Raw genomic sequence first — 25,801 nt, 5'->3', positions numbered from 1 at the left:
TTTTTGCGTTTTCTGTGGTGGGTCCTGACGGTCTCGAACCGCCGACCTACTCCGTGTAAAGGAGCCGCTCTACCAACTGAGCTAAGGACCCACTGAAACTGGGTGTCAGTTCAGAGCATCTTTCAATGCTTTGCCCGGACGGAATTTAGGCACCTTGGCCGCCTTGATCTTGATGGAAGCGCCAGTACGGGGGTTACGACCGGTGCGAGCTGCACGCTTGCCTACAGCAAATGTGCCAAAACCAACAAGCGATACTGTACCACCTTTTTTCAGTGTTTTCTTCACTGCGTCGATCGTGGAATCCAGTGCACGCGCAGCTGCGGCCTTGGAAATATCGGCGTTGTTAGCGATGTGCTCAATCAGTTCGGTTTTATTCACAAGATGCCTCTCGAGAAATAAGTGAATGGAATGTCTCTGCGAACGCAAACCTTGCGCAGCAAGAAACCAGTCGCGATAAAGACGGAAGCCAGCCTATCAGTTTTTGCGTATGGGCAAGCCCATTTTTTCCTGAAGCCGCTGACATTTTTGACGCCAACTCGCGCTGCGCATTCCAGCGACAGAACCAGATTCTATGCGGTTTTTGAGCGGGTTCGGCCATCCGCGGCGGCTTTTTTCAAGCTTCTTCCGTGTCGGCTTCACCAATTGACAACAATTGACAAAATCTGCAGTCCGATCAAGTTGCGCGATGCGCCGCGGCAGATCTTTTTTGCCGCTCCGAAAGCAACCCGCCAAACAGCAAAAAGCGCTTGGTGAACAAGCGCTTTCAGAGAGGTTCGTTGCGGACTTCAGAGCCTGGCACGAATTTCGGGCAATGCCTTTTGCAGGTAGTAGACCATGGACCAGACGGTCAGCACTGCGGCAATCCAGATCAGCCACTGTCCCCAGACGCCGGTATCGATCACTCCGAACGCCACTCCGTCATAGAGCAGAAAGGGAATGGCCACCATCTGGGCCATGGTCTTGGCCTTGCCGATCATGTGCACGGCCACGCTCTTGCTGGCGCCGATCTGGGCCATCCACTCACGCAGTGCCGAGATGGCAATCTCGCGTCCGATGATGATCAACGCCACAAACACGTCGGCGCGTTGCAGATGAACCAGCACCAGCAGCGAGGCACAGACCAGGAATTTGTCGGCAACAGGATCTAGAAAAGCCCCGAATGCCGACGTCTGGTTGAGCTTGCGGGCCAGATAGCCGTCAAACCAGTCGGTGGCGGCAAACACGACAAACATCACCGTGGCGATGAGGTTGCGGGTCGCCTGATCCAGCGGCGCGTAAAACACCCCCACGATGAGCGGAATTGCCACGATCCGCGTAAGGGTCAGCACAGTAGGGATGGTGAAGAACATGGGTGTCATTGTGTCACGAGCAGGCTGCGCCAGCGCGGATTCGCGCTCGCTCAGCCCGCATCAATGCAGCGCCTTGTAGATTTCTTCGGCCAGCGTTGCGGAAATGCCTTCCACGGTCATCAGATCGTCCACGCTGGCATCGGCCACGCCGCGCACGCCGCCAAAGCGCTGCAGCAATCGTGCCCGCTTCTTGGGCCCCACGCCCGCAATATCTTCCAGGCTGCTGCTGCCCGTGCGCACCTTGGCGCGGGCCGCGCGCATGCCGGTGATGGCGAAGCGGTGTGCCTCGTCGCGGATCTGCGCCACCAGCATCAGGGCCGCCGAATCATGGCCCAGATAGACCTTGTCGCGCCCGTCGGCAAACACCAGCTCCTCCAGGCCGACCTTGCGGCCCTCGCCTTTTTCCACACCCACGATGCGCGACAGATCAAGACCCAGCTCCGTGAAGACCTCGCGCGCCATGCTGACCTGGCCCTTGCCGCCGTCAACCAGCACCAGATCGGGCAGATGCGGTTGCTTGCCGGTCAGCTCGGCGCCGCCTGCCTCGCGCTGCGCCTCGGCCACGGGCTTGTAGCGACGCGTGAGCACCTGGCGCATGGCCGCATAGTCGTCGCCGCCGGTGATGCCTTCGATATTGAAACGTCGGTAATCGCTGCTCTGCATCTTGTGGTGATGGAACACCACGCAGGAGGCCTTGGTGCTTTCGCCGCTGGTGTGGGAGATATCGAAGCATTCGATGGTCAGCTCGTCGAGATTTTCGACCGGCAGATCCAGTGCCTCGGCCAGAGCACGCGTGCGCGCCTGTTGCGAGCCCTCTTCGGCCAGCAGGCGGGCCAGCTGGATGTCGGCATTCTTCTGCGCCATCTCCAGCCAGATGCGGCGCTGCTCGCGCGGCTGCTGGACCACGGTGATGCGCACGCCGGTCTGCTCGGTCAGCAACTCCACCAGCCGCTTCTCCACGGGATGGCTGACGATGAGCGTGGGCGGCACGGCCACGCCGACATAGTGCTGGGCGATAAAGGCCTCCAGCACCAGCTCCTCCACGGGTCGCGCCTCGGCTGCGGCATCCACCTCTTCCTCGCTGGAGTAGACCGATGCGGCATCGCCCAGATTCGCCGGAAAGTAAGGCCTGTCGCCCAGGTGGCGGCCGCCGCGCACCATGGCCAGGTTGACGCAGGCGCGGCCGCCCTGCACGCGCACGGCCAGGATGTCCACATCCTTGTCGTCCGTGGTTTCGATCGCCTGCTGGTGCAGCACGCGCGACAGCGCCGTGAGCTGGTTGCGCACCTCGGCCGCCTGCTCGAACTCCAGCTTGTCGGAATGCGCCATCATGCGCGCTTCAAGCTGTTGCAGCAGCTCGCTGGTTTCGCCACGCAGCATGGCCTCGGCGTTGCGCACATCCAGCGCATAGGCCTCGGGCGATATCAGATCCACGCAGGGGCCGGTGCAGCGCTTGATCTGATAGAGCAGACAGGGGCGGCTGCGGTTGGCAAACACCGTGTCTTCACAGGTGCGCAGCCTAAAGACTTTCTGCAGCAGCTGAATGCTTTCCTTGACCGCCCAGGCACTGGGATAGGGGCCGAAGTAGCGGTGCTTCTTGTCCACGGCACCACGGTAGTAAGCGATGCGCGGGAACTCCTGAAAAGCCGGTTCGCCCTCCTTGCCGTCACGATGCGCCACACCGGTGATCTTGAGATAGGGATAGCTTTTGTCGTCCCTGAACAGGATGTTGTACTTGGGGTACAGCGTCTTGATGAGGTTGTTTTCCAGCAGCAGCGCCTCGGCCTCGGAGCGCACCACCGTGGTCTCCAGCCGCACGATCTTGCTGACCATATGGCCTATGCGCGTGCCGCCATGCTCCTTCTGGAAATAGCTGGAAACGCGGCGCTTGAGGTTGATGGCCTTGCCCACGTAGAGCAGGACTCCGGCAGCATCGAAATAGCGATAGACGCCCGGCAATGGCGGCAGCGCGGCCACCTGGGCCAGCAGTTCAGCGGAATGCGTGGAAGACATGGGCGCTATTGTCTGCGCATGTGGACGAATCCGGCAGCAAGCGGCTCAAACGACCGGGCAGCGTTCTGCACATCAATAAAAGGAGCTGCCAGCGCTTGATGAGATTGAATTTCAGATACTTTTCAATCTGAAATCCTTATCAGTCAAGCGATAGCAGCTCCTTTTTTAGATCCAAGGGATTCGGGGCAATCCCTGCAACCCGCAGCTTACTCGGCTTCGATTCTGGACGACTTCACCACCTGCGCCCAGTTGCCGTATTCGGTCTTGACCATGGCCGCCAGTTGCTGCGGGTTCATATAGTCTGCCGTGGCGCCCTGCTCTTCGGCCTTTTTCCTGAAGGCGGGGTCCTCCACCACCTTCTTGATATCGGCAGCCAGCTTGTCGATCACGGGCTGTGGCGTGGCCTTGGGCGCAAACACGGCAAACCAGGAGGTGGCGTTCACGCCCGGGTAGCCGGCTTCCGCCGTGGTGGGCACACTGGGCAGGCTGGGCAGGCGCTGCTTGCCCGTCACGGCCAGCACGCGCAGCTTGCCGCTTTGCACATGGGGCATGAAGGGGGGCGCGGTGCCGAAGGTCAGGTCCACCTGGCCGCCCAGCAGGTCCTGCAGCGCCGGGCCCGTGCCCTTGTAGGGCACGTGCACCATCTTCACGCCGGCCTGCTGCTCCAGCATGGCGCCCGTCACATGCTGCAGCGAGCCGTTGCCCGACGAGGCGTAGTTGAGCTTGCCGGGGTTGGCCTTGGTGTAGCTCACCAGCTCGGCCAGCGTCTTCACCGGCAGCTCGGAGCGCACAACGATGATCTGCGGTGCCGACAGCACATTGGCGACGGGGGCAAAGTCGCTTTGCTCCCAGCTTCTGGCCTTGGTCAGGTGCGGGGAGATGACGTGGTAGCCCGAGTACTGCATCAGCAGCGTATAGCCGTCGGCATCCGCACGCTTGACCAGATTGGCGGCGATGGCGCCGTTGCCGCCGCCCTTGTTGTCCACCACCACCGATTGTCCGATCACCGGCGCCAGCGCCTGTGCGGCCATGCGGCCGGCCAGATCGGTGGTACCGCCTGCGGCGGCGGGCACGATCATCAGCACGGTTTTGCTGGGATAGCTGCCCTGGGCCATGGCCGGGGCACTGGCAAGGCCGGTCGCGGCAGCGGCCGCCGCGAGCAGAAAATGAAGGCGTTGACGTTGAACAGTCATGTTTGTCTCCTTGTTGGAATGTTGAACCGCACCAGCTCCTCCCCCGAAAGAGCCGATGCAGCGGGTGCGAAAACAGTCTCAGGCTCTGGCCTGGGCGCGTTCCTTGATCTCGGCAAAATCCGCTGGCGGCTGGTGCAGGTCCCAGCGCGCACCGGCCTTGACGATCTGGCTGGGCGTCTCGTGGCCGATCAGCGCCGGCAGGCTGCGAGCAGCCGCCACAATGCGGGCCAGGTCTGTGCCTGTGTCATAGCCCATGAGTTGCAGCGCATGCACGATCTCTTCGGTGCAGGCATTGCCCGAGGCGCCCGGCGCATAGGGGCAGCCACCCAGGCCGCCAATCGAGGCGTCGAAGCGATCCGCACCCGCAGCTATGGATGCCAGCACATTGGCCAGCGCCATGCCGCGCGTGTTGTGGAAATGCAGGGTCAGGCCCAGCTGCGGCCAGCGCGCCTTGAAGGCCAGAACCATGGAATGCACCTGGTTGGGATAGGCCATGCCCGTGGTGTCGCACAGCGTGATGCCCTGCACGCCCAGATCGGCAAAGCGCTGCACCCAGGCCAGCACTTCGGCCTCGGCCACATCGCCTTCCATGGGGCAGCCAAAGCAGCAGGAAAGCGACACGTTGACGGGCGTTGCCGCCTGCTGCGCCGTCGCGATCACCTGCCTGAGCGCCTCGAAGGACTGGCTGCGCTGCATGCGCAGATTGCAAAGGTTGTGCGTCTCGCTGACCGACATCACCAGATTGAGCTCATCGGTCTGCGCATCGATCGCACGCTCCGCGCCACGCACATTGGGCACCAGCGCCGTGTAGACCGTGCCCGGCAGGCGCGCGATCTCGCGCATCACGATCTCGCCGTCGCGCAGGGCCGGGATGGCCTTGGGCGAAACAAAGGCAGTGACTTCGATCTTGGACAGGCCCGCCTCGGACAGCGCATTGACCAGCGCGATCTTGTCCTCGGTGGGCACGAAGGCCTGCTCCATCTGCAGACCGTCGCGCGTGCCGACTTCGTTCATAAAAATGCGGCGACCCGCACCATTCCAGACATTTGGCGTGCTCATTGGATGATGCCTTTCTCGCGCAACCGGGCGACCTGCTCGGCGCTCAGACCTATCTCGGCCAGCACGGCATCGGTGTCGTCGCCCACATGGGGGGCGCTGCTGCGCACCGTGCCCGGCGTCAGCGAAAGCTTGGGCACCACGCCGGGCACCTGAAGCTCGAAACCATCGCGGGTGCGCTGGGTCAGAATCATCTCGCGCGCCTGGTAATGCGGATCTTCGGCAATATCCTTGGCCGTGTAGACCTTGCCGGCCGGCACGCGTGCCGCGCCCAGCTCGTCCATCACCGTCTGCACGCTGCGTGCCTGCGTCCAGGTGCCAATCGCGGCATCGATCTCGGCCACGCGCTGGACGCGGCCCGCGTTGTCGGCCAGATCGGGCGCATCGGCCAGATCCTGGCGGCCGATGGCCGTCATGAGCCGCTTGAAGATGGAGTCGCCATTGCCCGCCACCAGCACCCAGCCATCCTGGCAGGGGTAGGCATTCGAGGGCGCAATGCCCGGCAGCGCACTGCCTGCGGCCTCGCGCACGGCACCAAAGGCGCTGTACTCGGGGATCAGACTTTCCATGATGTTGAACACGGCCTCATGCAGGGCCACGTCGATCACCTGGCCCGGGCCGCCGTTCACCTTGCGGTGGTACAGAGCCATCATCACGCCGATCACGCCGTGCAGGGCCGCCAGCGTATCGCCTATCGACACGCCCACGCGTACCGGCACCCGGCCCGGCTCGGCCGTCAGATGGCGCAACCCGCCCATGGCTTCACCGATCACGCCAAAGCCCGGCAGGTCGCGATAGGGACCGGTCTGGCCGTAGCCGGAGATGCGCAGAACCACCAGGCCGGGGTTGATGGCATGCAGCTCCTCGGGCGACATGCCCCAGCCCTCCAGGGTGCCGGGACGGAAGTTCTCGACCAGCACGTCGGCTTCGGCAATGAGCTGACGCGCCACGGCCTGCGCCTCCTGCTGTCGCAGATCGAGCGCGACCGAGCGCTTGTTGCGCGACTGCACCTGCCACCAGACGGAGGTGCCTTCCTTGATCAGGCGCCAGTTGCGCAGCGGATCGCCCGCACCGGGCGCCTCGATCTTGATGACATCGGCACCAAACTCGCCCAGGGTCTTGCCGCAGAAGGGACCGGCAATCAGCTGGCCCATTTCCACCACTTTCACCCCTTCCAGCGCGCGCGGCGTGGCGGTCTGTGTTGCGGGGTCTTGGATATTCATCGTCGTCATCCGTTTGTCTCTCGATGGTTGTCTTGCTGTGCCGCTTTGCGTTGACCAACACCAGGCGAAACGGCTTTTCAATCATCTTGCCCTTGAAGATCAGTCCTGCAAAACGCTGAAATGCGAAGCTGCCATCGCATTTGGGCATAGCCAGGCGGGATAATGCTGTCCTCATGAAACTGGACCCGATCACCCTGCGTCTGTTTGTGGCCGTGATGGAGGAAAACGCCATCGCGCGTGCCGCGGCACGCGAGCACATCGCCCCCTCGGCCGCCAGCCGCCGCCTGGCCGAGCTGGAGGATCAGCTGCAGCTTGAGCTGTTCACACGCAGCAACCGGGGCAGCCAGCCCACGGCCGCCGCCTACGCCCTGCTGAACATGGCGCGCGGCGTGCTCAACGAGCTGGACGGCATCGCCACGCAGATGAAGGACTATGCCCAGGGCGGCGAACAAGGCCTGCGCGGCCATGTGCGGGTGATGGCCAATATTTCCAGCATCACCCAGTTTCTGCCAGCCCAGCTGCAGAGCTTTCTGAGCCGGCACCCATTGGTGGACGTAAGGCTGCAGGAGCGCGTAAGCACCGATATCGCGCGCGCCGTGGCCGACAACGAGGCCGACATCGGCCTGCTCAACAACGGCAGCTACGGCAGCAAGATCAGCCTGCGCCCCTATCGCCGGGATCGGCTGGCCGTGGTCATGCCCCAATCCCATCCGCTGGCCGGCGAGCACAGGCTGCGCCTGGAGCAGGTCATCGAGCATGATCTGATCGGCATGCATGCCGACAGCGCGCTCAACCACCTGATCACCCGCTCTGCCGCCGACCAGGGCCTGCAGCCGCGTTTGCGCATGAAGGTGACCGGCTATGACGCCCTGTGCCTGATGGTGGCCGCCGGCCTGGGCGTTGGCATTCTTCCCGAGGGCAGCGCCCATATCTACATGGGCGCTCTGCCCTTGCGCTGCATCCGCCTGGACGAAGTCTGGGCCGAGCGCCAGCTCATGCTCTGCGTACGCTCCCAGGACGCACTCTCGCCCGTCGCGCAATTGCTGGTCGAGCACCTGTGCCAGAGCGCGTCAACCAATAAAGACTGAACCCATGCCCGATTTTTCACCTATGCCTTTGCCCGCCCCCGGGGCGCCCCATCCTTCGCTGTGCTGGGACATCTTCTGCCAGGTGATTGACAACTTCGGCGACGTGGGCGTGTGCTGGCGCACAGCCGCAGAGCTGGCCGCCCGCGGCCAGCAGGTACGTTTGTGGATGGACGATACCAGCGCCCTGCAATGGATGGCCCCGCAGCCCTGGCCGCCCGACCTGAGCGTCCATGCCTGGCCCGCGCAAGCCGCGGACGTTCCGGCATCGATTGGTGACGTGGTCATCGAGGCCTTCGGCTGTGAGATTCCCGCGGCATTCGTGAGCGCCATTGCAGACAAGGCGTCGAAGAGCAAGCCTGCGGTCTGGATCAATCTCGAATATCTCTCGGCCGAAGACTATGTGGAACGCTGCCATCGTCTGCCCTCACGCATCATGAGCGGCCCTGCTGCCGGGCTGACACGCTGGTTCTTCTACCCCGGCTTTACGGCAGCCACCGGCTCGCTGGTACGCGAGCAGAACCTGGCACAGCGCCAGCAAGCCTTCATGGCCCAACGCGACTCGTGGCGCCGCGCAGAAGGCATTCAGCCTGGCGAATGTGCCGTCTCGCTGTTTTGCTACGAGCCCGCCGCTCTGCCCCAGTTGCTCGCCCAGCTCTCGGACAAGCAGGCGCTCAACGCCAGGCTGCTGGTCACCCCCGGACGCGCCACGACTGCCGTGCAGGCGCTGCCCCAAGCGCAGCAGATGCAGCCGGTCTATCTGCCAACCCGCCCTCAAGCCCGGTTCGACGAAATGCTCTGGGGCTGCGACCTGAATCTGGTGCGCGGCGAGGACTCGCTGGTCCGCGCGCTCTGGGCGGGCCAGCCCATGGTCTGGCAGATCTACCCCCAGCATGACAACGCCCATCACGACAAGCTGAATGCGTTTCTGGACTGGCTCCAGGCCCCGGACAGCCTCAGGCACTTTCACCACACCTGGAATGGCATGACCGCACCGCAAACATTGCCTTTGCTCGATGGGCAGATGCTGGACGAATGGGCCTGCTGCATCAGGGCTGCGCGAGCCAGATTGATGGAACAAACCGAACTGATTGCACAGCTTCAAGCTTTTGTCGCCGAAAAAAGCTAAAATCCACGTTTTGCCTCTCTGAGGGCAGTCGCGGCCGGTATGCCGAGCGACCTTGCTTTCGGGGTCGCGCCCCGCCGCGGTACATGCGGCAGGCCCCGCCGCCGCACCTTTGATGCGTTGCTTTCTCCAGCGACCATTGCGAACAGCTTGCCTGCCGTGTAGAGCGGCTCCAACCTTTCAAACGCAAGCAAGCCATGAAAATCGCTCAAGAAATCCGCGCAGGCAATGTGATCATGTTCGGCAAGGACCCCATGATCGTTCTGAAGACCGAATACGCTCGTGGCGGCCGTGGCGCTGCTACCGTGCGCATGAAGCTCAAGAGCCTGATCGGCAACTTCGGCACGGAAAACGTGTTCAAGGCCGACGACAAGATCGACAACGTGATCCTGGACAAGAAGGATTGCACCTACTCCTACTTCGCCGACCCCATGTACGTGTGGATGGACGAAGAATTCAACCAGTACGAAGTCGAAGCCGAAAACATGGCTGACGCACTGAACTACCTGGAAGACGGCATGACTGCCGAAGTGGTGTTCTATGACGGCAAGGCCATCTCCGTCGAACTGCCCACCACCATCGTGCGCGAAATCACCTGGACCGAACCCGCCGTCAAGGGCGATACCTCCGGCAAGGTTCTGAAGCCCGCCAAGATCGCTACCGGCTTCGAAGTGGCCGTGCCCCTGTTCGTGTCCCAAGAAGACAAGATCGAAATCGACACCCGCACTGGCGAATACCGCAAGCGCGTGTAAGGTGGCGGCAGCTGCCGCAGCTGCTCCCCCGACAAAAAGGCTTCCCTGTGGAAGCCTTTTTTCATTTCTGCCGCCGACAGCGGGATTACGCCAGCACCGGCCTTGTGCCGCGACATGCAAAACCGCTTCAGTCTGTGCAAGACTTGGGGCAGTCCATCCATTTCCACTGCCAATGACGCACTCCCTGCCCTGGCTGCAGCCCGAACAAGAATTCCCTCCCATCGATCAGACCTGGGGCGAGCGGGATCCCATTCCCGGGCTGCTGGCCGCCGGCAACACCCTGGATGCCGCCCGCCTTCGCACCGCTTACAGCCAGGGAATCTTCCCCTGGTTCAGCGAGGGCCAACCCGTGCTCTGGTGGTCCCCCAATCCACGCATGGCTCTGCATCCTGAGGAGTTCCGCCTGCACCGCAGCCTGCGCAAGAGACTGCAGAAGTTTCGCGACGATCCGCGCTGTGAAATCCGCATCGACAGCGCTTTTGCCACGGTGATGCAGCATTGCGCCCAGACACCCCGCGACGGCCAGAACGGCACCTGGATCGTGCAGAGCATCATCGATGCTTACACCGAGCTGCATCAGCAGGGCGCTGCACACAGCGTGGAAACCTGGATCGACGGCCAGCTGGTCGGCGGGCTTTACTGCGTGGCACTGGGCAGGGCCGTGTTTGGCGAATCCATGTTCGCACTGCAGACGGATGCCTCCAAGATTGCACTGTCGGCACTGGTGGCCCTGTGCAGGGCTCATCAGGTGCCGCAGATCGACTGCCAGCAGGCCACGGCGCACCTTTCCTTCATGGGCGCACGAGAGATCACCAGAGCACAATTTGCCCGGACTGTTCAAGCCCAGTCGCAGCTGCCCGATATGCAGTGGCAATTCAGACCCATATACTGGGAGCAGTTGCTGAGCCATACTGAGGCTTGATGCACCGCATCTGCAGCCGAGTCCGATCATGACGCACCCGAACGACCTCCCGCTACATGCCCTGCAGTTCTACGCCACGGCGGCCTACCCCTGCAGCTATCTGCCGGGCCGACTGGCACGCTCCCAGGTCGCCACGCCCAGCCACCTGATTCAGAACACCACCTACTCGGAACTGGTCACGCTGGGCTTCAGGCGCAGCGGCATGTTCACCTATCGCCCCTATTGCGACGGCTGCCAGGCCTGCGTTCCGCTGCGAATTCTTGCGCAGGAGTTCCGGCCCAGCCGCAGCCAGCGACGCGCAGCCAAACAGCACGGGCAACTGGTGGCCTCCATTCAGCGACTGCACTATTCCGACGAGCACTACCAGCTCTACCTTCGCTACCAGCAGCATCGCCACAGTGGCGGCGGCATGGACAACGACAGCGTGGATCAGTACACGCAGTTTCTGCTGCAAAGCAGGGTCAACTCCCGATTGGTGGAGTTTCGCGAGCCCGGCGCAGACGGACAGCCCGGCACACTCAAGATGCTCTCGATTCTCGATGTGCTCGAAGACGGGCTCTCGGCCGTCTATACCTTCTACGCCCCGGAAGATCAGGCCAGCTACGGCACCTTCAATGTGCTGTGGCAGATCCAGCAGGCCAAGGCCATGAACCTGCCTTATGTCTATCTGGGCTACTGGATCTCCGAGAGCCAGAAGATGCGCTACAAGGCCAGCTTTTTGCCGCATGAGATCCGCCAGGGTGAGCTTTGGCGACGCATAGACAGGCAAAGCATTGTGCGCTCGCAAATTGAAGAGTGATGCTGCCAAAAGCAGCACATGGATATATGAGCGGATGAGATGGTTGCGTGGCTGCAGCACCGCTAGAATGCCCTCATCCCGCAAAGTATCTCCAACGCATGAAAAAAGACGACCTCTCGGCCTCCGCAAAGCCCAGCGTCCAGGTTCTGGAACGCATGTTCACGTTGATCGACGTGCTGGCATCGCGTGAGGAAGCGGTTTCTTTGAAGGAGATCAGCGAACGCACGGGCCTGCATCCATCGACCACGCACCGCATCCTCAATGATCTTGCACTGGGCCGCTTTGTGGACCGCCCCGAATCGGGCAGCTACCGCCTGGGCATGCGTTTTCTGGAGCTGGGCAATCTGGTCAAGGCTCGCCTGAATGTGCGCGAAGTGGCGCTTTCGCCGATGCGCCAGCTCTACAAGCAGATTCAGCAGCCCATCAGCCTGTCCGTGCGTCAGGGCGACGAAATTGTCTATGTGGAGCGCGCCTACAGCGAGCGCTCCGGCATGCAGGTGGTACGCGCCATTGGCGGCCATGCACCTTTGCATCTGACCTCCAACGGCAAGCTGTTTCTGGCGGCCGACGACTCCCAGCAGGTACGCGCCTACGCCATGCGCACCGGCCTGCCTGGCAAGACCCATTTCAGCATCACCCAGCTGGGCGACCTGGAACATGAGCTGGCCAAGGTACGCCAATACGGTATTGCTCGCGACAACGAAGAGCTGGAACTGGGCGTGCGCTGCATGGCCGCCGGCATTTACGACGACCAGAACAAGCTGATCGCCGGGCTGTCGATATCGGCGCCTGCTGACCGGCTTGACGAAAGCTGGGCTCCCAGGCTGCAGGCCACGGTGCAGGAAATTTCCGTGGCACTGGGCTTCAGCGGCACCCGCCCTGCCACCGCTCAGACCGCACCCAATCCCTATAGCCGCAGCCAGCACAGCTGAATCTCCCCGCTCCGGCTGCTGCAGCATATTGCACAGCCAGCAAAAGACAAGGCAAGCCACTGCGTTCATATCCCATAAAAAAAAGCGCCACCTCGGTAGCGCTTTTTGACGGTGACAGGCTGGGTTTGCGCCAGCTTATCCCCTGATACGGCTGGCAATCGTGTTGCTGGCCGTGGGACCCTTGCTTTCCATCCAGTGGCGCACGCGCTCGGCGTCGGCCAGACGGCTGAACTTGCCTGCCGAATCCAGGAACACCATGATCAGCTTGCGGCCGGCCACATGGGCCTGCATCACGAGGCAGCGTCCGGCTTCGGAGATATAGCCGGTCTTTTGCAGGCCAATATCCCAGTTGTCGCTCTTGACCAGGCGATTGGTATTGTTGAACTGCAGCGTGCGACGACCCACAGCCACTTCATAGCCGGGCGATGTGGAGTATTCGCGCATCAGCGGATCTGCATGGGCCACCGCCACCAGACGCGCCAGATCGCGTGCGCTGGACTGGTTGCTGCTGGACAGGCCGGTGGGCTCCACATAGCGCGTGTCCTTCATGCCCAGCTGCAGCGCCTTGGAGTTCATCAGCTGCACAAACTGCGCCAGACCACCAGGATAGGTGCGCCCCAGGGCATGGGCAGCACGGTTCTCGCTGGACATCAGTGCCAGATGCATCATCTCGGCACGCGTCAAGGTGGTGCCGACACGCAGACGGGAGCTGCTGTGCTTTTCGGTATCCACATCGTCCTGCGTGATGGTGATCATCTCGTCCATGGGCAGACGAGCCTGGGAGATCAGCAGACCGGTCATGAGCTTGGTCAGCGAAGCAATCGGCAGCACGGCCTGATCGTTCTTGCTCAGCAGCACCTCATGCGTGTCCTGGTCGATCACATAAGCCACGCTGCTTTGCAGGTCCAAAGGGTCCGAGACGGAGTGAAGACCCGCCATCTGCCCATAGGACAGGCGCGCGGGCTCGACTGCCGTGGCAGCTGCCGCCACCGCAACCGCAGCTCCAGCCCTGGCCAGACGCTTCTTGCCGCCGGTCTTCTCTTCCCTCTCGGCCTTGGCTGCTACAACAGACTTGCCGCCCTTCTTGCTTGCAAGCTTGGCATCCGCCTTTTCAGGCTTGCCCTTGGCGACCTTTGCGCCTTTGGGCTGCGCCGCAGCACGAACCTTGCCAGCAGGCTCCTTGGCTGCCTTCTTGGTCGCAGCCGCAGCAGCCACGGGCTTCTTGGAGTCTTTTTTGGGCGCCGCGGCATGCGCTGCCGGAGCAGCCAGAGCGCAGCTCAACAGAGCCAAAGACACCACCTGGGTGAGTTTTGCAAGGCGAAATGGACGCAGCAGCTGCATGCGATACTCCAGACAACAAGGTGTAAGGATTTAATTCAATCAAAAAAGTTGTGCAGTGACAAGCACTTGCACAACCTTCTCGATAATCTGAGTGAAATTATAAATCCAGCAGTCAACCTTGTGCTGCAACAACTTCCTGATTGCTATGCAATTTGTTCAAAGCGCTCAGATAAGCCTTGGCCGATGCGACCACAATGTCGGGGTCAGCACCCACTCCGTTGACGACGCGACCACTGCGTTGCAGACGCACCGTCACCTCGCCCTGACTCTCGGTTGAGCCGCTGATGGCATTGACCGAATACAGCACCATTTCGGCACCGCTCTTGACTTCGGACTCGATGGCCTTGAACGAGGCATCGACCGGACCATTGCCCTCTGAGCTGGCCTTGATCTCCCGGCCTGCATTGCTGAAGACCACGCTGGCATGTGGGCGCTCACCTGTTTCACTCTGCTGGGCCAGCGAAATGAACTGGAACTGATTGTCCTGATGCTCCGCGCCTTCGGCATTCACCAGCGCCAGAATGTCCTCGTCAAAAATCTCGCTCTTGCGATCCGCGAGTTCCTTGAAGCGCGTGAAGGCCTGGTTGATGGCAGCTTCGCTGTCCAGCTCCACCCCCAGCTCCTGCAGGCGCTGCTTGAAGGCGTTGCGGCCGCTGAGCTTGCCCAGCACGATCTTGTTGGCCGCCCAGCCCACATCCTCGGCACGCATGATTTCGTAGGTATCACGCGCCTTGAGCACGCCATCCTGATGAATGCCGGAGGCATGGGCAAAGGCATTGGCCCCGACCACCGCCTTGTTGGGCTGCACCACAAAGCCCGTGGTCTGGCTGACCAGGCGACTGGCGGCCACGATGTGCTGGGTGTCGATATTCACCTCCAGCCCGAAATAGTCCTTGCGCGTCTTGATGGCCATGACCACTTCTTCGAGTGAGCAGTTACCCGCGCGCTCGCCCAGACCGTTGATGGTGCACTCGATCTGCCGCGCGCCGCCGATCTTCACGCCCGCCAGCGAATTGGCAACCGCCATGCCCAGATCGTTGTGGCAGTGCACGGACCAGACGGCCTTGTCGCTGTTGGGCACGCGCTCGCGCAAGTTGCGAATGAATTCGCCATAGAGTTCCGGAATCGCATAGCCCACGGTGTCGGGCACATTGATGGTGGTTGCGCCTTCCTTGATGACTGCCTCGATCACACGCGCCAGAAAATCGGGTTCGCTGCGGTAACCGTCCTCCGCGCTGAACTCGATGTCTTCGATGAGATTGCGCCCGAAGCGCACCGCCTGCTTGGCCTGCTCCAGCACCTGCTCGGGTGTCATGCGCAGCTTTTTCTCCATGTGCAGCGGACTGGTGGCGATGAAGGTGTGAATGCGAGCGCGGTTGGCCCCCTTCAACGACTCGGCCGCACGCGCGATGTCGCGGTCGTTGGCGCGGGAGAGCGAGCAGACCGTGGAGTCCTTGATGGCACGTGCAATGGTCTGGATGGACTCGAAGTCTCCATTGGATGCTGCAGCAAACCCTGCCTCGATCACATCGACTTTCAGACGCTCCAGCTGACGGGCAATGCGCAGCTTTTCATCGCGCGTCATGGAAGCGCCGGGCGATTGCTCGCCGTCACGCAAGGTGGTGTCGAAAATAATGAGCTGATCGGACATGGTGGGGACTCTCTATGTGATGGCGCCGGTAGACGCCTGTTTTGACTGGAGGATTGCCGACAAAAAAGCCGGTGCGCTTTTGGCGACACCGGCTTTGAACCTTTTAAGCAGCTACCGCCTCTTCAACGACAGCGGTAACGCGCTGCACTCCTGAGATGATGGCGCGCAACGAGGCGGAAACGATATTGGCATCCACCCCTACGCCGTAGCAGACCTGGGCATCGTCCACACGCAGCTCCACATAGGCAATCGCCTTGGCATTCGCACCTTCGCCAATCGCATGCTCGGCATAGTTGAGCACACGCACGTTGCGACCGAGTTCAGCCGACAGCGCCTGCACGAAGGCATCAATGGGGCCCGTACCTTCGCCTTCCAAAAAAACCTTCTCTCCGGCGATTTCGATCTCGGACGTCATGTTGACCACACCATCGGCCTCGCTCAGGCGGTACTGCGGTGCCTTGACGGTGTTGACGCCATATTCGCGCTGGAACAGATCCCACAGATCCGCAGCCGACAATTCCTTGCCGCTGGCATCCATCTCGCGCTGCACGACCTGGCTGAACTCGATCTGCAGGCGTCGGGGCAGTTGAAGCCCGTACTCGCTCTCGAGCAGATAGGCAATGCCGCCCTTGCCCGATTGGCTGTTCACGCGAATCACTGCCTCATAGCTGCGACCCAGGTCCTTGGGATCGATGGGCAGATAAGGCATATCCCAGATATCGCCTTCCTTGTGGGCGGCGAAAGCCTTCTTGATGGCGTCCTGGTGGGAGCCGGAGAAGGAGGTGTAGACCAAGTCACCCACGTAAGGATGACGAGGATGCACGGGCAACTGGTTGCAATGCTCAACCGTTGCACGGATATCGTCGATGTCGGAGAAATCCAGGCCGGGGTTCACGCCCTGGATATACATATTGAGCGCCACATTCACCACGTCCAGATTGCCGGTGCGCTCGCCGTTGCCGAACAGGCAGCCTTCAAGACGGTCCGCGCCGGCCATCAGGGACAGCTCGGCAGCCGCCGTTCCCGTGCCGCGGTCGTTGTGGGGGTGGACCGAGATCACCACGCTGTCACGGCGCTTGATGTTGCGATGCGTCCACTCCACCATGTCGGCAAAGATATTGGGCGTGGAATGCTCCACGGTGGTGGGCAGATTGATGATGCACTTGTTCTCGGGCGTGGGCTGCCAGACATCGGTGACGGCGTCGATCACGCGCTTGGAGAACTCCAGCTCGGTATCCGAATACATTTCGGGCGAGTACTGGAAGGTCCATTTGGTCTGGGGGTGCTGGGCCGCAATGTCCTTGAACATCTGCGCATTGGTCACCGCCAATTCCACAATTTCGTCTTCACTCATGTTCAGCACCACACGGCGCATCACCGGAGCCGTAGCGTTGTAGAGATGGACAATCGCGCGGGGCACGCCTTCGAGCGCTTCGAAAGTGCGGCGAATCAGATGCTCACGCGCCTGGGTCAGCACCTGCACGGTCACGTCATCGGGAATGCGGTTTTCCTCGATGAGCTTGCGCATGAAGTCGAACTCGATCTGCGAGGCCGAAGGAAAGCCGACTTCGATTTCCTTGAAACCGATCTTCACCAGTTGCTCGAACATGCGCACCTTGCGCTCGATATCCATGGGCTCGATCAGGGCCTGGTTGCCGTCACGCAGATCCACGCTGCACCAGACCGGAGGCTTGGTGATGACCGCGTCGGGCCAGGTGCGATCGGTCAGACGCACAGGGGCGAAAGCGCGGTATTTGGTGGAAGGGTTTTGCAACATGGTGAGTCTCTTTAGTCGAAATTAGAGGAAATTGAACCCAGCTCCAGCGACGCCCAAAAGCAAAAACGGCCCGTCGCTGATGCTACGGGCCGCCAAGTAGGGTGTGTTTGTACGCGCGCGCTACTTTCTCTGCCCGTTGGACATTAGTAGTAGAGCTAGCGACAGGTTTTGCATGCGGCTCACTTTAACACAAGAAAAGTTGACAGGGCCAGGATTTTTTCGAAGCCGCGCTTCAATCGTCGTGCAGACCGCGCTCGTCGGGCTCGTCCTTGGAGGTCGCCACGATGCTGACCTGCTCGCCCTTGGAACGGCGCCAGGCGTAGATCACATACCCCGAGATCGAGTAACCGACAAACACCAGGAACAGCATGGTTGCAGGCTCGATGCTGACCACGGCCATCAGCAGGGCCACCACCACCAGCGAGACGAACGGCATGCTCTTGGCACCGCCGATGTCCTTGAAGCTGTAATAGGGAATATTGGTGACCATGGTCAGGCCTGCGAACAGCGTGATGGCGAACATGATCCATGACAGATCGGCCCTGTCCGTGGGATAGCCGCCGAACCAGGAAATCACATCGCCAAAGATGGGCACGTCACGATGGGAAACCATCAGCGCACTGGTCAGCCAGATAAAGCCCGCCACCAGGGCCGCTGCCGCAGGCGAAGGCATGCCCTGGAAGTAGCGCTTGTCCACCACGGCCGTATTCACGTTGAAGCGCGCCAGGCGCAATGCAGCGCAGGCGCAATAGACAAAGGCGGCAATCCAGCCCCAGCGCCCCAGGGGACGCAAGGCCCATTCATAAGCAATCAGCGCTGGCGCAGCACCAAAGGACACCATGTCGGAGAGCGAATCCATCTGTTCGCCGAACGCGCTTTGCGTGTGCGTCATGCGCGCCACGCGACCGTCAAGACTGTCGAGCACCATGGCGCAGAAAACGCCCACGGCCGCCAGTTCGAACTTGTTGTTCATGGCCATGACGATGGCGTAGAAACCGCCAAACAGCGCTGCCAGCGTGAACAGATTGGGCAGCACATAAATGCCTTTGCGCGGCTTGCGCGGCATTCCACTCAGATCGGCAGAATCATTGCTGTTTTGCATCAAACAGACCTCCAGTGCTTGCATGTCAATTGCATGCAGCTATTAAAACAATAGTATTTCAAGCATGGCCATCACGGCCATGTCCCTGCCACCAGTGTACCCGCCACACAGATCGCCTCCGGAATGAAAAAAGGCCACCTCGAAGGTGGCCTCTTGTCCAAGCGCAGTCATCCGGCTGGCGCCGAATGACTTGCCTGCATCAGTTGCGAGTCTGGTCAACCAGCTTGTTCTTGGAGATCCAGGGCATCATTGCGCGCAGCTGGCCGCCCACTTGCTCGATGGCGTGCTCGGCGTTCTGGCGACGACGTGCAGTCATCGATGGGTAGTTCAGGCGACCTTCGCTGATGAACATCTTGGCGTATTCACCGCTCTGGATGCGCTTGAGGGCGTTGCGCATGGCTTCGCGGGACTTGTCGTTGATGACTTCGGTGCCGGTCACGTACTCGCCATACTCCGCGTTGTTGGAGATGGAGTAGTTCATGTTGGCGATACCGCCTTCATACATCAGGTCAACGATCAGCTTGAGCTCGTGCAGGCACTCGAAATAAGCCATTTCGGGAGCGTAGCCAGCTTCGGTCAGGGTTTCGAAGCCCATCTTCACCAGTTCAACGGCGCCACCGCACAGCACGGCTTGCTCGCCGAACAGGTCAGTCTCGGTTTCTTCCTTGAAATTGGTTTCGATGATGCCGCCCTTGCCGCCGCCGTTGGCAGAAGCATAGGACAAAGCGATGTCACGGGCCTTGCCGGACACGTCCTGGTACACAGCGATCAGCGAAGGCACGCCGCCGCCCTTCAGGTACTCGGAGCGCACGGTGTGGCCAGGACCCTTGGGGGCGACCATGATCACGTCCACGTCGGCGCGCGGCACAACCTGGTTGTAATGCACATTGAAGCCGTGAGCGAACGCCAGCACAGCGCCAGCCTTGATGTTGGGAGCAACGTTGTTGTTGTAAACATCAGGGATGTTTTCGTCGGGCAACAGCATCATGACCACATCAGCAGCCTTCACGGCTTCGTTGACTTCCATCACGGTCAGGCCGGCCTTGCCGACCTTGTCCCAGGAAGAGCCGCCCTTGCGCAGACCGACCACAACCTTCACGCCGCTGTCGTTCAGGTTTTGAGCATGTGCGTGGCCTTGGCTGCCGTAGCCGATGATGGCAACAGTCTTGCCCTTGATCAGGCTCAGGTCACAGTCCTTGTCGTAGAAAACTTTCATGATGGCTCCAGGTCTCTTATCTTGAGGGGGTTGAAAAGGTTTGTTAGATTCAAATTGGGTGCAAACAGCAGCCATTAGACACGCAGAATGCGTTCGCCGCGGCCAATACCCGAGGCGCCCGTACGAACGGTTTCGAGGATGGCAGTGCGATCAATGGCTTGCAGGAAGGCGTCATTCTTGGACTGGTCGCCGGTCAGCTCCACGGTGTAGCTCTTTTCGGTCACGTCGATGATGCGGCCGCGGAAGATGTCCGCCATGCGCTTCATTTCTTCGCGTTCCTTGCCCACGGCACGCACCTTGACCATCATCAGCTCGCGCTCGGTATAAGCACCTTCGGTCAGGTCCACCACTTTAACCACTTCAATCAGGCGGTTCAGGTGCTTGGTGATTTGCTCGATCACATCGTCCGAACCCGTGGTGAGGATGGTCATGCGCGACAGCGAGGGGTCCTCGGTTGGTGCGACAGTCAGGGATTCGATGTTGTAGCCACGGGCAGAAAACAGGCCCACGACGCGCGACAGTGCTCCAGGCTCGTTCTCGAGCAGCACGGCAATAATGTGTTTCATTAGGAGATTCCTCTTTTCGCCGCCCTCCCCTGACACCGGTAAGTGCCAGGCTCGGCGGACAATAGATTCGTCAAAAGATGCTATTTAAAATATAGCTGCCTGCGGTTGACATTTAAGCATTTGAGGCCGATTTCACCAGAAAACCGGCATTCCACACGTCACAGATCGTCGGCGCCCAGCAGCATTTCCGTGATGCCACGGCCGGCCTGCACCATGGGGAACACGTTCTCGGTCGGGTCGGTGCGGAAGTCCAGGAAGACCGTCTTGCTTTCTTCGCGCACGATACGGCGTGCCTCGCGCAGCGCGGCCTCAACATCGGCAGGCTTTTCGATCAGCAGACCGCGGTGGCCGAAGGCTTCCGCCAGCTTCACGAAGTCGGGCAGCGAATCCATATAGCTGCTCGAGTAGCGACCCGAGTATTCAATTTCCTGCCACTGACGCACCATGCCCAGGAAACGGTTGTTCAGCGCACAGATGACCACCGGAGTGTTGTACTGCTTGCAGGTGGCCAGCTCCTGGATGTTCATCTGGATCGAGCCTTCGCCCGTGATGCAGAAGACTTCGGAGTCGGGCTTGGCCAGCTTGATGCCCATGGCGTAAGGCAGGCCCACGCCCATGGTGCCCAGACCGCCGGAGTTGATCCAGCGACGGGGTTCATCGAAGCGGTAATACTGCGCCGCCCACATCTGGTGCTGACCCACATCGGAGGTGATGTAGGCGTCGGCATCCTTGGTCATGTTCCACAGCGTGTCGACCACGTACTGGGGCTTGATGACTTCGGTATTGGACTTGTCGTAGCTCAGGCAGTCGCGGCTGCGCCAGCCTTCGATGGTGTTCCACCATTGGCCCAGAGCTGCCTCATCGGGGCGCTGTGCCGACTCGCGCAGCATGGCGATCAGCTCATTGAGCACGTCCTTGACATCGCCCACGATGGGCACGTCCACCTTCACACGCTTGGAGATGGAGGAAGGATCGATGTCGATATGGATGATCTTGCGCTCCACCGACATGAAATGCTTGGGATTGCCGATCACGCGGTCGTCGAAGCGAGCACCCACGGCCAGCAGCACGTCGCAGTTCTGCATGGCATTGTTGGCTTCGATGGTGCCGTGCATGCCCAGCATGCCCAGGAACTTCTTGTCGCTGGCAGGATAGGCGCCCAGGCCCATCAGCGTATTCGTGACCGGGTAGCCCAGCATGTCCACCAGCTGACGCAGCTCGTTGCAGGCATTGCCCAGCAGCACGCCGCCGCCGGTATAGATATAGGGACGCTTGGCCGTCAGCAGCAGCTGCAATGCCTTGCGAATCTGGCCCGCATGCCCCTTTTTGACGGGGTTGTACGAGCGCATTTCCACTTTTTCGGGATAGCCCGTGTACAGCGCCTTCTTGAAGGACACGTCCTTGGGAATATCCACCACCACAGGGCCGGGACGACCGGTGCGGGCGATGTGGAAAGCCTTTTTCATGGTCTCGGCCAGCTCGCGCACATCCTTGACCAGGAAGTTGTGCTTGACGATGGGACGCGTGATGCCCACGGTGTCGCACTCTTGAAATGCGTCTGTACCGATGTAATTGGTCGATGTCTGGCCCGCAATCACCACCATGGGGATGGAGTCGGTATAGGCGGTGGCAATGCCCGTCACCGCATTGGTCAGGCCGGGGCCGGATGTCACCAGCGCCACGCCCACCTCGCCGGTGGCACGCGCAAAGCCATCGGCAGCATGCACGGCCGCCTGCTCGTGGCGCACCAGCACATGCTGAATGCTGTCTTGCTTGTAGAGCGCGTCGTAGATATAGAGAACTGCCCCGCCAGGATAACCCCACAGGTGCTTGACACCTTCAGCCTGAAGCGACTTGATGAGGATTTCGGAGCCCATCAGTTCCTGGGCGCCCTTGGGGGACGATGCGGCGGCTGCAGAGGCCAGCTCGGCTTTGGAGATTTCCATGATCAACCTTTGTGAATTTCTCTAACGAAAAACCTTCGGTGCCCTTAGCCTGAAGCCCTTGTGAGGCCGGTTTAGGACTTAAGACCACATGCCATGGACGTTTGTGTGTACGTCGGACCGTGATCCGTTTGCTTCTTTAAGTTGAAGATCATTATCGCACTGCAACAAGACCTTCAATTGCAGTACACAAAAAAACATCATCGAATGCGATAATCTGCGGCTTTCATCACCAAACAACTCCCGCTTTTTCCAGGGTTACTCTCTCTTGGCCACAGAACAAGAACTGTCTGCATTCCTCAAAGACGTTGAAAAGCGCGCCTTCAAACGCAGCGTTTTCCATGTCCGCGACGAGGAGGCCGCCCTGGATATCGTGCAGGACAGCATGCTCAAACTGGCCCAGCATTACGGGGACAAGCCCGCCAACGAGCTGCCCATGCTGTTCCAGCGCATCCTGTCGAACAGCACGCTGGACTGGTTTCGCCGCCAGAAGACCCAGAAAGCCGTCTTCACGCACTTCAGCGACCTGGAGTCCTCCGTAGACGCAGACAGCGACTTCGACTGGCTGGAAACCTACGCCACCAACAGCGACGAATCGGCCTCCAGCAACGCCGAAAGCCTGACCGAACGCAAGCAGACCTTGCAAAGCATAGAAAAAGAGATACAGGAGCTGCCGGCGCGTCAACGCGAGGCCTTTCTCATGCGTTACTGGGAAGAGATGGATGTCGCGGAGACGGCTGCCGCCATGGGTTGTTCAGAAGGCAGCGTCAAAACCCATTGCTTCCGCGCCATCCAAACACTGAGCAAGGCACTCAAGGCCAAAGGAATCGAGTTATGAAAACCGTGCCCACCCTCCGGCAAGAACAGGCCGTCGACCGCATCGCCCGTCAGATCACTGCCCGACTGAGTGAGGGCGAAGCCTTGCTCCCCTATGAAGTCACCGAGCGTCTGCGCGCCTCGCGCGAGCAGGCCGTGTCCATACGCCGCCGCGAAGCGTCCGTGCTGCGCGTTCAGACCAGCAGCGCTGCATCGGCCCAGGGCGGCACCCTGACACTGGGCAGCCCCGACGAGGGCAATGGCTGGTGGCGCACCCTGGTCTCGGCGATTCCGGTTTTTGCACTCATTGCGGGCCTGGTGATCTACAACTCCGACACCGAACAAAGTATGCTGAGCGAAGTCACCGAGGTCGATACCGCCTTGCTGACCGACGATCTGCCCCCTGCCGCCTACTCTGACCCTGGCTTCATCCAGTACCTCAAGACCTCGGCCGCCACCCCATCAGAACACTAAACAGCCTGCCGCCCTGCATTGATGCCCACTGAGAAGCGCTCCCTCCTGAAACCCGAGAACACCGCCGCCGTCATGGCGGCGCTGTTGTTGGTGGCCTTGGGCTGGACGGGGTGGAATGTCGTGCAGCAAGTCAGGCTGGCACCCAGTTCCGTGCCGCCTGCCACGGTCGCGTCCTCCAGGTCCATGCATGCCGACCCCTCGACACGCCAGAGAGCCTCGGCCCAGGCCTCGGGCCCACGCTGGGGCGAGCTCAGCAGCCACCAGCGCGAAATCCTGCAGCCCCTGGAGGAGCGCTGGGCCATGATAGGTTCGGTGCAGAAGCGCCGCTGGATTGCCCTGGCCGATGGCTTTGACAAACTGAGCGAGCGCGAACAGCAAAAGCTTCACGACCGCATGGAAGACTGGTCCGGCCTGAGCGCTGCCCAGCGCAATCAGGCACGCCTGAACTTCGCCATCACCAACAAGCTCGCGACAGACAAGCAGGCCCAGTGGGAGGCCTATCAGGCCCTGAGCGATGAGGAAAAGCGACTGCTGGCAGCCCGCGCCACCCCCAAGGTGGTGACCGCCGCACCCGCCATCAAGCCCGTGCCGACCAAGAAGCTGGCACGCATTCCCGCAGCCACGGCCTCCCCCAATACGGTGCCCAACCTGCCCAAGATTCCGCCCGCGACCATTCACCACCCACCGCCACCCGTGCCTTCCACGCCGGCCATGGTGGAAACCCACCCGGTCCGCACGCCTTCGGTGATTGTGGAGACGGCACCCGTGGACATTCCACGTGCCACCCCCATCACCCTTCCGCCGCTGGATGCTCCAGGTCAAGACACGCACCAATGACAGTGTCGGTGCAGCAACCGAGCGCCAAGCCCGCTGACCTGAGCCCTACAATGCCCTCATGCAGCAAGACACCCCGGCAGCACCCTCATCCACTCCTGATTTCATAGCCCCAAGCCTGCGCCGCCGTATGGCTTGCTGGCTTTATGAAGGCATGCTTTTGTTTGGCGTGGTGTTCATCGCCGGCTATCTGTTCGGCACGCTGTCGCAGACGCGCAACGCACTCGACAACCGTCATCTGCTGCAGGCCTTCATGCTGGTGGTGCTGGGCATTTACTTTGTCTGGTTCTGGAGCAAGGGGCAGACGCTGGCCATGAAGACCTGGCATATCCGCGTGGTCGACACCCAGGGTCGCCCCCTGACGCAAACCCGCGCCCTGCTGCGCTACGCCGCCAGCTGGATGTGGTGGCTGCCGCCACTGGCCCTGCTCTACCCGCTGGGCCTGCCGCCGCTGGAGGTGCTGGTGCTGCTCACAGGCTGGATTCTGAGCTGGGCATTGCTGAGCCGTTTTCACCCCCGAAAGCAGTTCTGGCACGACGCCTGGGCCGGCACCCAGCTGATACATCAGGCCCCCGCACCCAAACGCATCCGCTGACCCGATCTTTTCATGAGCACCTCATCACCCGACCCCGTCAATCCGCAGAAAAGCCGTACCGGACTGTCCCGGGTGCTGCATGCCGGCGGCTATTCGCTGGCCGGCCTCAGAGCCGGCTGGCATGAAAAAGCCTTTCAGCAAGAAGCCGTCTGCGCATTTGTCATGATCCCGCTGGCACTCTGGCTGGGGCAAAGCTGGGAGCAGACAGCGCTGCTGGCCGGCAGCGTCATCCTGGTTCTCATTGTGGAACTGCTCAATACCGGTATAGAGGCTGCCATAGACCGTATCGGCCCCGAATGGCATGAGCTGTCCAAGAAAGCCAAGGACATGGGCAGCGCCGCTGTATTCCTGGCCCTGTGCCTGTGCGGCGCCGTCTGGGCTGCCGCTCTTTATCACCGTTTCATCGTATGACTCAACCCGCTTTTTCCATCTGCGTGTACTGCGGCTCACGCCCCGGCACCAACCCTCAATTCACCGAAATCGCCAAGGCCGTTGGCCAGTGGATAGGCTCGCGCGGCGGCCAGCTGGTCTATGGCGGCGGACGCAGCGGCCTGATGGGTGTGGTGGCCGAAGCCACGCGCGAAGCTGGCGGCCGTGTCGTCGGCATCATCCCTCAGGCACTGGTCGACAAGGAACTGGCCAACCAGGCCTGCGACGAGCTGCACATCGTCAAGAACATGCACGAACGCAAGGCCATGATGGCCGAGCGCAGCGATGCCTTCGTGGCCCTGCCCGGCGGCATCGGCACGTTTGAGGAGCTGTTCGAAGTCTGGACCTGGCGCCAGCTGGGCTACCACGACAAGCCCATCGGCATTCTCAATGTGGATGGCTATTACGACGCCATGCTGCAGTTCCTGCAGTCCTGCGTGGGCAACGGCTTCATGGGCGAGTGGCAGATGGGACTGGTCGAAAGCAGCAGCGACACCCCGGCCCTGCTGCAAAATCTCGTCCAGAATGCCGGCAGCCAGCTGGATACGCCGCCTCTGCGCTCCGTGATCTGAGCCCTGGACGGCATCCACCGGACTGCCGTCCTTCA

General features: G+C 61.1%; 26 protein-coding genes and 1 tRNA gene. 13 read left to right on the top strand and 14 right to left on the bottom strand.

From position 1 onward, the window contains the following. Positions 1-15: 15 nt before the first annotated feature. Together DJFAAGMI_RS02620 and DJFAAGMI_RS02615 are read right to left on the bottom strand one after the other, a co-directional pair. Positions 16-91: transfer RNA gene (locus tag DJFAAGMI_RS02620), tRNA-Val, on the bottom strand. A 14-nt stretch (positions 92-105) separates the two neighbouring features. After that, a complete protein-coding gene (locus DJFAAGMI_RS02615) occupies positions 106-378 on the bottom strand; it encodes an HU family DNA-binding protein (protein WP_167010782.1) in 273 nt (90 codons plus the stop codon). Between the two features lie 30 nt (positions 379-408). On the opposite strand from DJFAAGMI_RS02615, the gene DJFAAGMI_RS02610 reads away from it, so the two are divergent. Then, entirely contained in the window at positions 409-753 is a 345-nt protein-coding gene (locus tag DJFAAGMI_RS02610; protein WP_211455828.1) for a hypothetical protein, read from the top strand. 32 nt (positions 754-785) lie between these two features. Here DJFAAGMI_RS02610 and pgsA read toward each other — a convergent pair whose 3' ends face one another. From pgsA to DJFAAGMI_RS02585, 5 genes are all read right to left on the bottom strand, one after another. Further along, entirely contained in the window at positions 786-1,349 is a 564-nt protein-coding gene (pgsA, locus tag DJFAAGMI_RS02605; protein ID WP_019043474.1) for a CDP-diacylglycerol--glycerol-3-phosphate 3-phosphatidyltransferase, read from the bottom strand. Between the two features lie 60 nt (positions 1,350-1,409). Beyond that, a complete protein-coding gene (gene uvrC, locus DJFAAGMI_RS02600) occupies positions 1,410-3,362 on the bottom strand; it encodes an excinuclease ABC subunit UvrC (protein ID WP_003056619.1) in 1,953 nt (650 codons plus the stop codon). Between the two features lie 206 nt (positions 3,363-3,568). Then, positions 3,569-4,555 (bottom strand): Bug family tripartite tricarboxylate transporter substrate binding protein, encoded by a 987-nt coding sequence (locus tag DJFAAGMI_RS02595; RefSeq protein ID WP_211455827.1) that lies wholly within the window; start codon positions 4,553-4,555, stop codon positions 3,569-3,571. 78 nt (positions 4,556-4,633) lie between these two features. Further along, the gene (locus DJFAAGMI_RS02590; protein ID WP_211455826.1) at positions 4,634-5,614 is read right to left on the bottom strand and encodes a hydroxymethylglutaryl-CoA lyase; all 981 of its coding nucleotides are present in this window, start codon (positions 5,612-5,614) and stop codon (positions 4,634-4,636) included. Beyond that, entirely contained in the window at positions 5,611-6,843 is a 1,233-nt protein-coding gene (locus tag DJFAAGMI_RS02585; protein ID WP_211455825.1) for a CaiB/BaiF CoA transferase family protein, read from the bottom strand. Before DJFAAGMI_RS02585 ends, DJFAAGMI_RS02590 begins: the two co-directional genes overlap by 4 nt. A gap of 164 nt (positions 6,844-7,007) precedes the next feature. Between DJFAAGMI_RS02585 and DJFAAGMI_RS02580 the strand changes: the two genes are divergently transcribed. The 6 genes from DJFAAGMI_RS02580 (at position 7,008) to DJFAAGMI_RS02555 (ending at position 12,450) form a co-directional block, all read left to right on the top strand. Beyond that, positions 7,008-7,922 (top strand): LysR family transcriptional regulator, encoded by a 915-nt coding sequence (locus tag DJFAAGMI_RS02580; RefSeq protein ID WP_211455824.1) that lies wholly within the window; start codon positions 7,008-7,010, stop codon positions 7,920-7,922. A gap of 4 nt (positions 7,923-7,926) precedes the next feature. After that, positions 7,927-9,048: an elongation factor P maturation arginine rhamnosyltransferase EarP gene (gene earP, locus DJFAAGMI_RS02575; protein WP_211455823.1), complete on the top strand. Its 1,122-nt coding sequence runs from the start codon at positions 7,927-7,929 to the stop codon at positions 9,046-9,048. Between the two features lie 194 nt (positions 9,049-9,242). After that, positions 9,243-9,797, top strand: coding sequence for an elongation factor P (gene efp / locus DJFAAGMI_RS02570; RefSeq protein ID WP_003056627.1), 555 nt, complete (start codon positions 9,243-9,245; stop codon positions 9,795-9,797). A 172-nt stretch (positions 9,798-9,969) separates the two neighbouring features. After that, on the top strand, positions 9,970-10,719 hold the full coding sequence (aat, locus tag DJFAAGMI_RS02565) for a leucyl/phenylalanyl-tRNA--protein transferase (protein ID WP_043007464.1): 750 nt from the start codon (positions 9,970-9,972) through the stop codon (positions 10,717-10,719). 28 nt (positions 10,720-10,747) lie between these two features. Then, entirely contained in the window at positions 10,748-11,518 is a 771-nt protein-coding gene (locus tag DJFAAGMI_RS02560) for an arginyltransferase (RefSeq protein WP_003056630.1), read from the top strand. A gap of 98 nt (positions 11,519-11,616) precedes the next feature. Then, on the top strand, positions 11,617-12,450 hold the full coding sequence (locus tag DJFAAGMI_RS02555) for an IclR family transcriptional regulator (protein ID WP_003056631.1): 834 nt from the start codon (positions 11,617-11,619) through the stop codon (positions 12,448-12,450). 135 nt (positions 12,451-12,585) lie between these two features. Here the strand turns inward: DJFAAGMI_RS02555 and pbpG are convergent, their stop codons facing one another. The 7 genes from pbpG to DJFAAGMI_RS02520 all read right to left on the bottom strand — a co-directional run bounded on the left by pbpG (position 12,586) and on the right by DJFAAGMI_RS02520 (position 22,049). Further along, on the bottom strand, positions 12,586-13,791 hold the full coding sequence (gene pbpG / locus DJFAAGMI_RS02550; RefSeq protein ID WP_211455822.1) for a D-alanyl-D-alanine endopeptidase: 1,206 nt from the start codon (positions 13,789-13,791) through the stop codon (positions 12,586-12,588). 112 nt (positions 13,792-13,903) lie between these two features. Beyond that, the gene (locus tag DJFAAGMI_RS02545; RefSeq protein ID WP_043007470.1) at positions 13,904-15,442 is read right to left on the bottom strand and encodes a 2-isopropylmalate synthase; all 1,539 of its coding nucleotides are present in this window, start codon (positions 15,440-15,442) and stop codon (positions 13,904-13,906) included. Positions 15,443-15,545: 103 nt separating this feature from the next. After that, positions 15,546-17,219 (bottom strand): 2-isopropylmalate synthase, encoded by a 1,674-nt coding sequence (leuA, locus tag DJFAAGMI_RS02540; protein WP_043007472.1) that lies wholly within the window; start codon positions 17,217-17,219, stop codon positions 15,546-15,548. A gap of 232 nt (positions 17,220-17,451) precedes the next feature. Continuing rightward, positions 17,452-18,321: a CDP-diacylglycerol--serine O-phosphatidyltransferase gene (gene pssA, locus DJFAAGMI_RS02535; protein ID WP_087865766.1), complete on the bottom strand. Its 870-nt coding sequence runs from the start codon at positions 18,319-18,321 to the stop codon at positions 17,452-17,454. Between the two features lie 199 nt (positions 18,322-18,520). Beyond that, entirely contained in the window at positions 18,521-19,537 is a 1,017-nt protein-coding gene (gene ilvC, locus DJFAAGMI_RS02530; RefSeq protein ID WP_034371821.1) for a ketol-acid reductoisomerase, read from the bottom strand. 74 nt (positions 19,538-19,611) lie between these two features. Then, a complete protein-coding gene (gene ilvN, locus DJFAAGMI_RS02525) occupies positions 19,612-20,103 on the bottom strand; it encodes an acetolactate synthase small subunit (RefSeq protein WP_003056638.1) in 492 nt (163 codons plus the stop codon). A gap of 158 nt (positions 20,104-20,261) precedes the next feature. After that, on the bottom strand, positions 20,262-22,049 hold the full coding sequence (locus DJFAAGMI_RS02520; RefSeq protein WP_003066236.1) for an acetolactate synthase 3 catalytic subunit: 1,788 nt from the start codon (positions 22,047-22,049) through the stop codon (positions 20,262-20,264). 265 nt (positions 22,050-22,314) lie between these two features. On the opposite strand from DJFAAGMI_RS02520, the gene DJFAAGMI_RS02515 reads away from it, so the two are divergent. The 6 genes from DJFAAGMI_RS02515 to DJFAAGMI_RS02490 all read left to right on the top strand — a co-directional run bounded on the left by DJFAAGMI_RS02515 (position 22,315) and on the right by DJFAAGMI_RS02490 (position 25,766). After that, the gene (locus DJFAAGMI_RS02515; protein ID WP_211455821.1) at positions 22,315-22,884 is read left to right on the top strand and encodes an RNA polymerase sigma factor; all 570 of its coding nucleotides are present in this window, start codon (positions 22,315-22,317) and stop codon (positions 22,882-22,884) included. Continuing rightward, positions 22,881-23,336 carry a DUF3619 family protein gene (locus DJFAAGMI_RS02510; protein WP_211455820.1) on the top strand — a complete coding sequence of 152 codons (456 nt, stop codon included), beginning with the start codon at positions 22,881-22,883 and terminating at the stop codon, positions 23,334-23,336. The genes DJFAAGMI_RS02515 and DJFAAGMI_RS02510 overlap by 4 nt, the downstream gene beginning before the upstream one ends. 21 nt (positions 23,337-23,357) lie before the next feature. Beyond that, positions 23,358-24,173 carry a DUF3106 domain-containing protein gene (locus DJFAAGMI_RS02505; protein WP_043007482.1) on the top strand — a complete coding sequence of 272 codons (816 nt, stop codon included), beginning with the start codon at positions 23,358-23,360 and terminating at the stop codon, positions 24,171-24,173. A gap of 127 nt (positions 24,174-24,300) precedes the next feature. Then, a complete protein-coding gene (locus tag DJFAAGMI_RS02500) occupies positions 24,301-24,765 on the top strand; it encodes an RDD family protein (protein WP_249333717.1) in 465 nt (154 codons plus the stop codon). A 12-nt stretch (positions 24,766-24,777) separates the two neighbouring features. After that, positions 24,778-25,176 (top strand): diacylglycerol kinase, encoded by a 399-nt coding sequence (locus tag DJFAAGMI_RS02495; protein ID WP_211455818.1) that lies wholly within the window; start codon positions 24,778-24,780, stop codon positions 25,174-25,176. Then, positions 25,173-25,766 carry an LOG family protein gene (locus DJFAAGMI_RS02490; protein WP_043007487.1) on the top strand — a complete coding sequence of 198 codons (594 nt, stop codon included), beginning with the start codon at positions 25,173-25,175 and terminating at the stop codon, positions 25,764-25,766. Before DJFAAGMI_RS02495 ends, DJFAAGMI_RS02490 begins: the two co-directional genes overlap by 4 nt. Positions 25,767-25,801 lie beyond the last annotated feature (35 nt).

It is taken from the genome of Comamonas brasiliensis, assembly GCF_018292285.1.
GTDB classification, from domain to species: domain Bacteria; phylum Pseudomonadota; class Gammaproteobacteria; order Burkholderiales; family Burkholderiaceae_C; genus Comamonas; species Comamonas brasiliensis.
The sequence above is the reverse complement of the archived record's forward strand: the minus strand, read 5'-3'. Positions and strand labels throughout refer to the sequence as shown.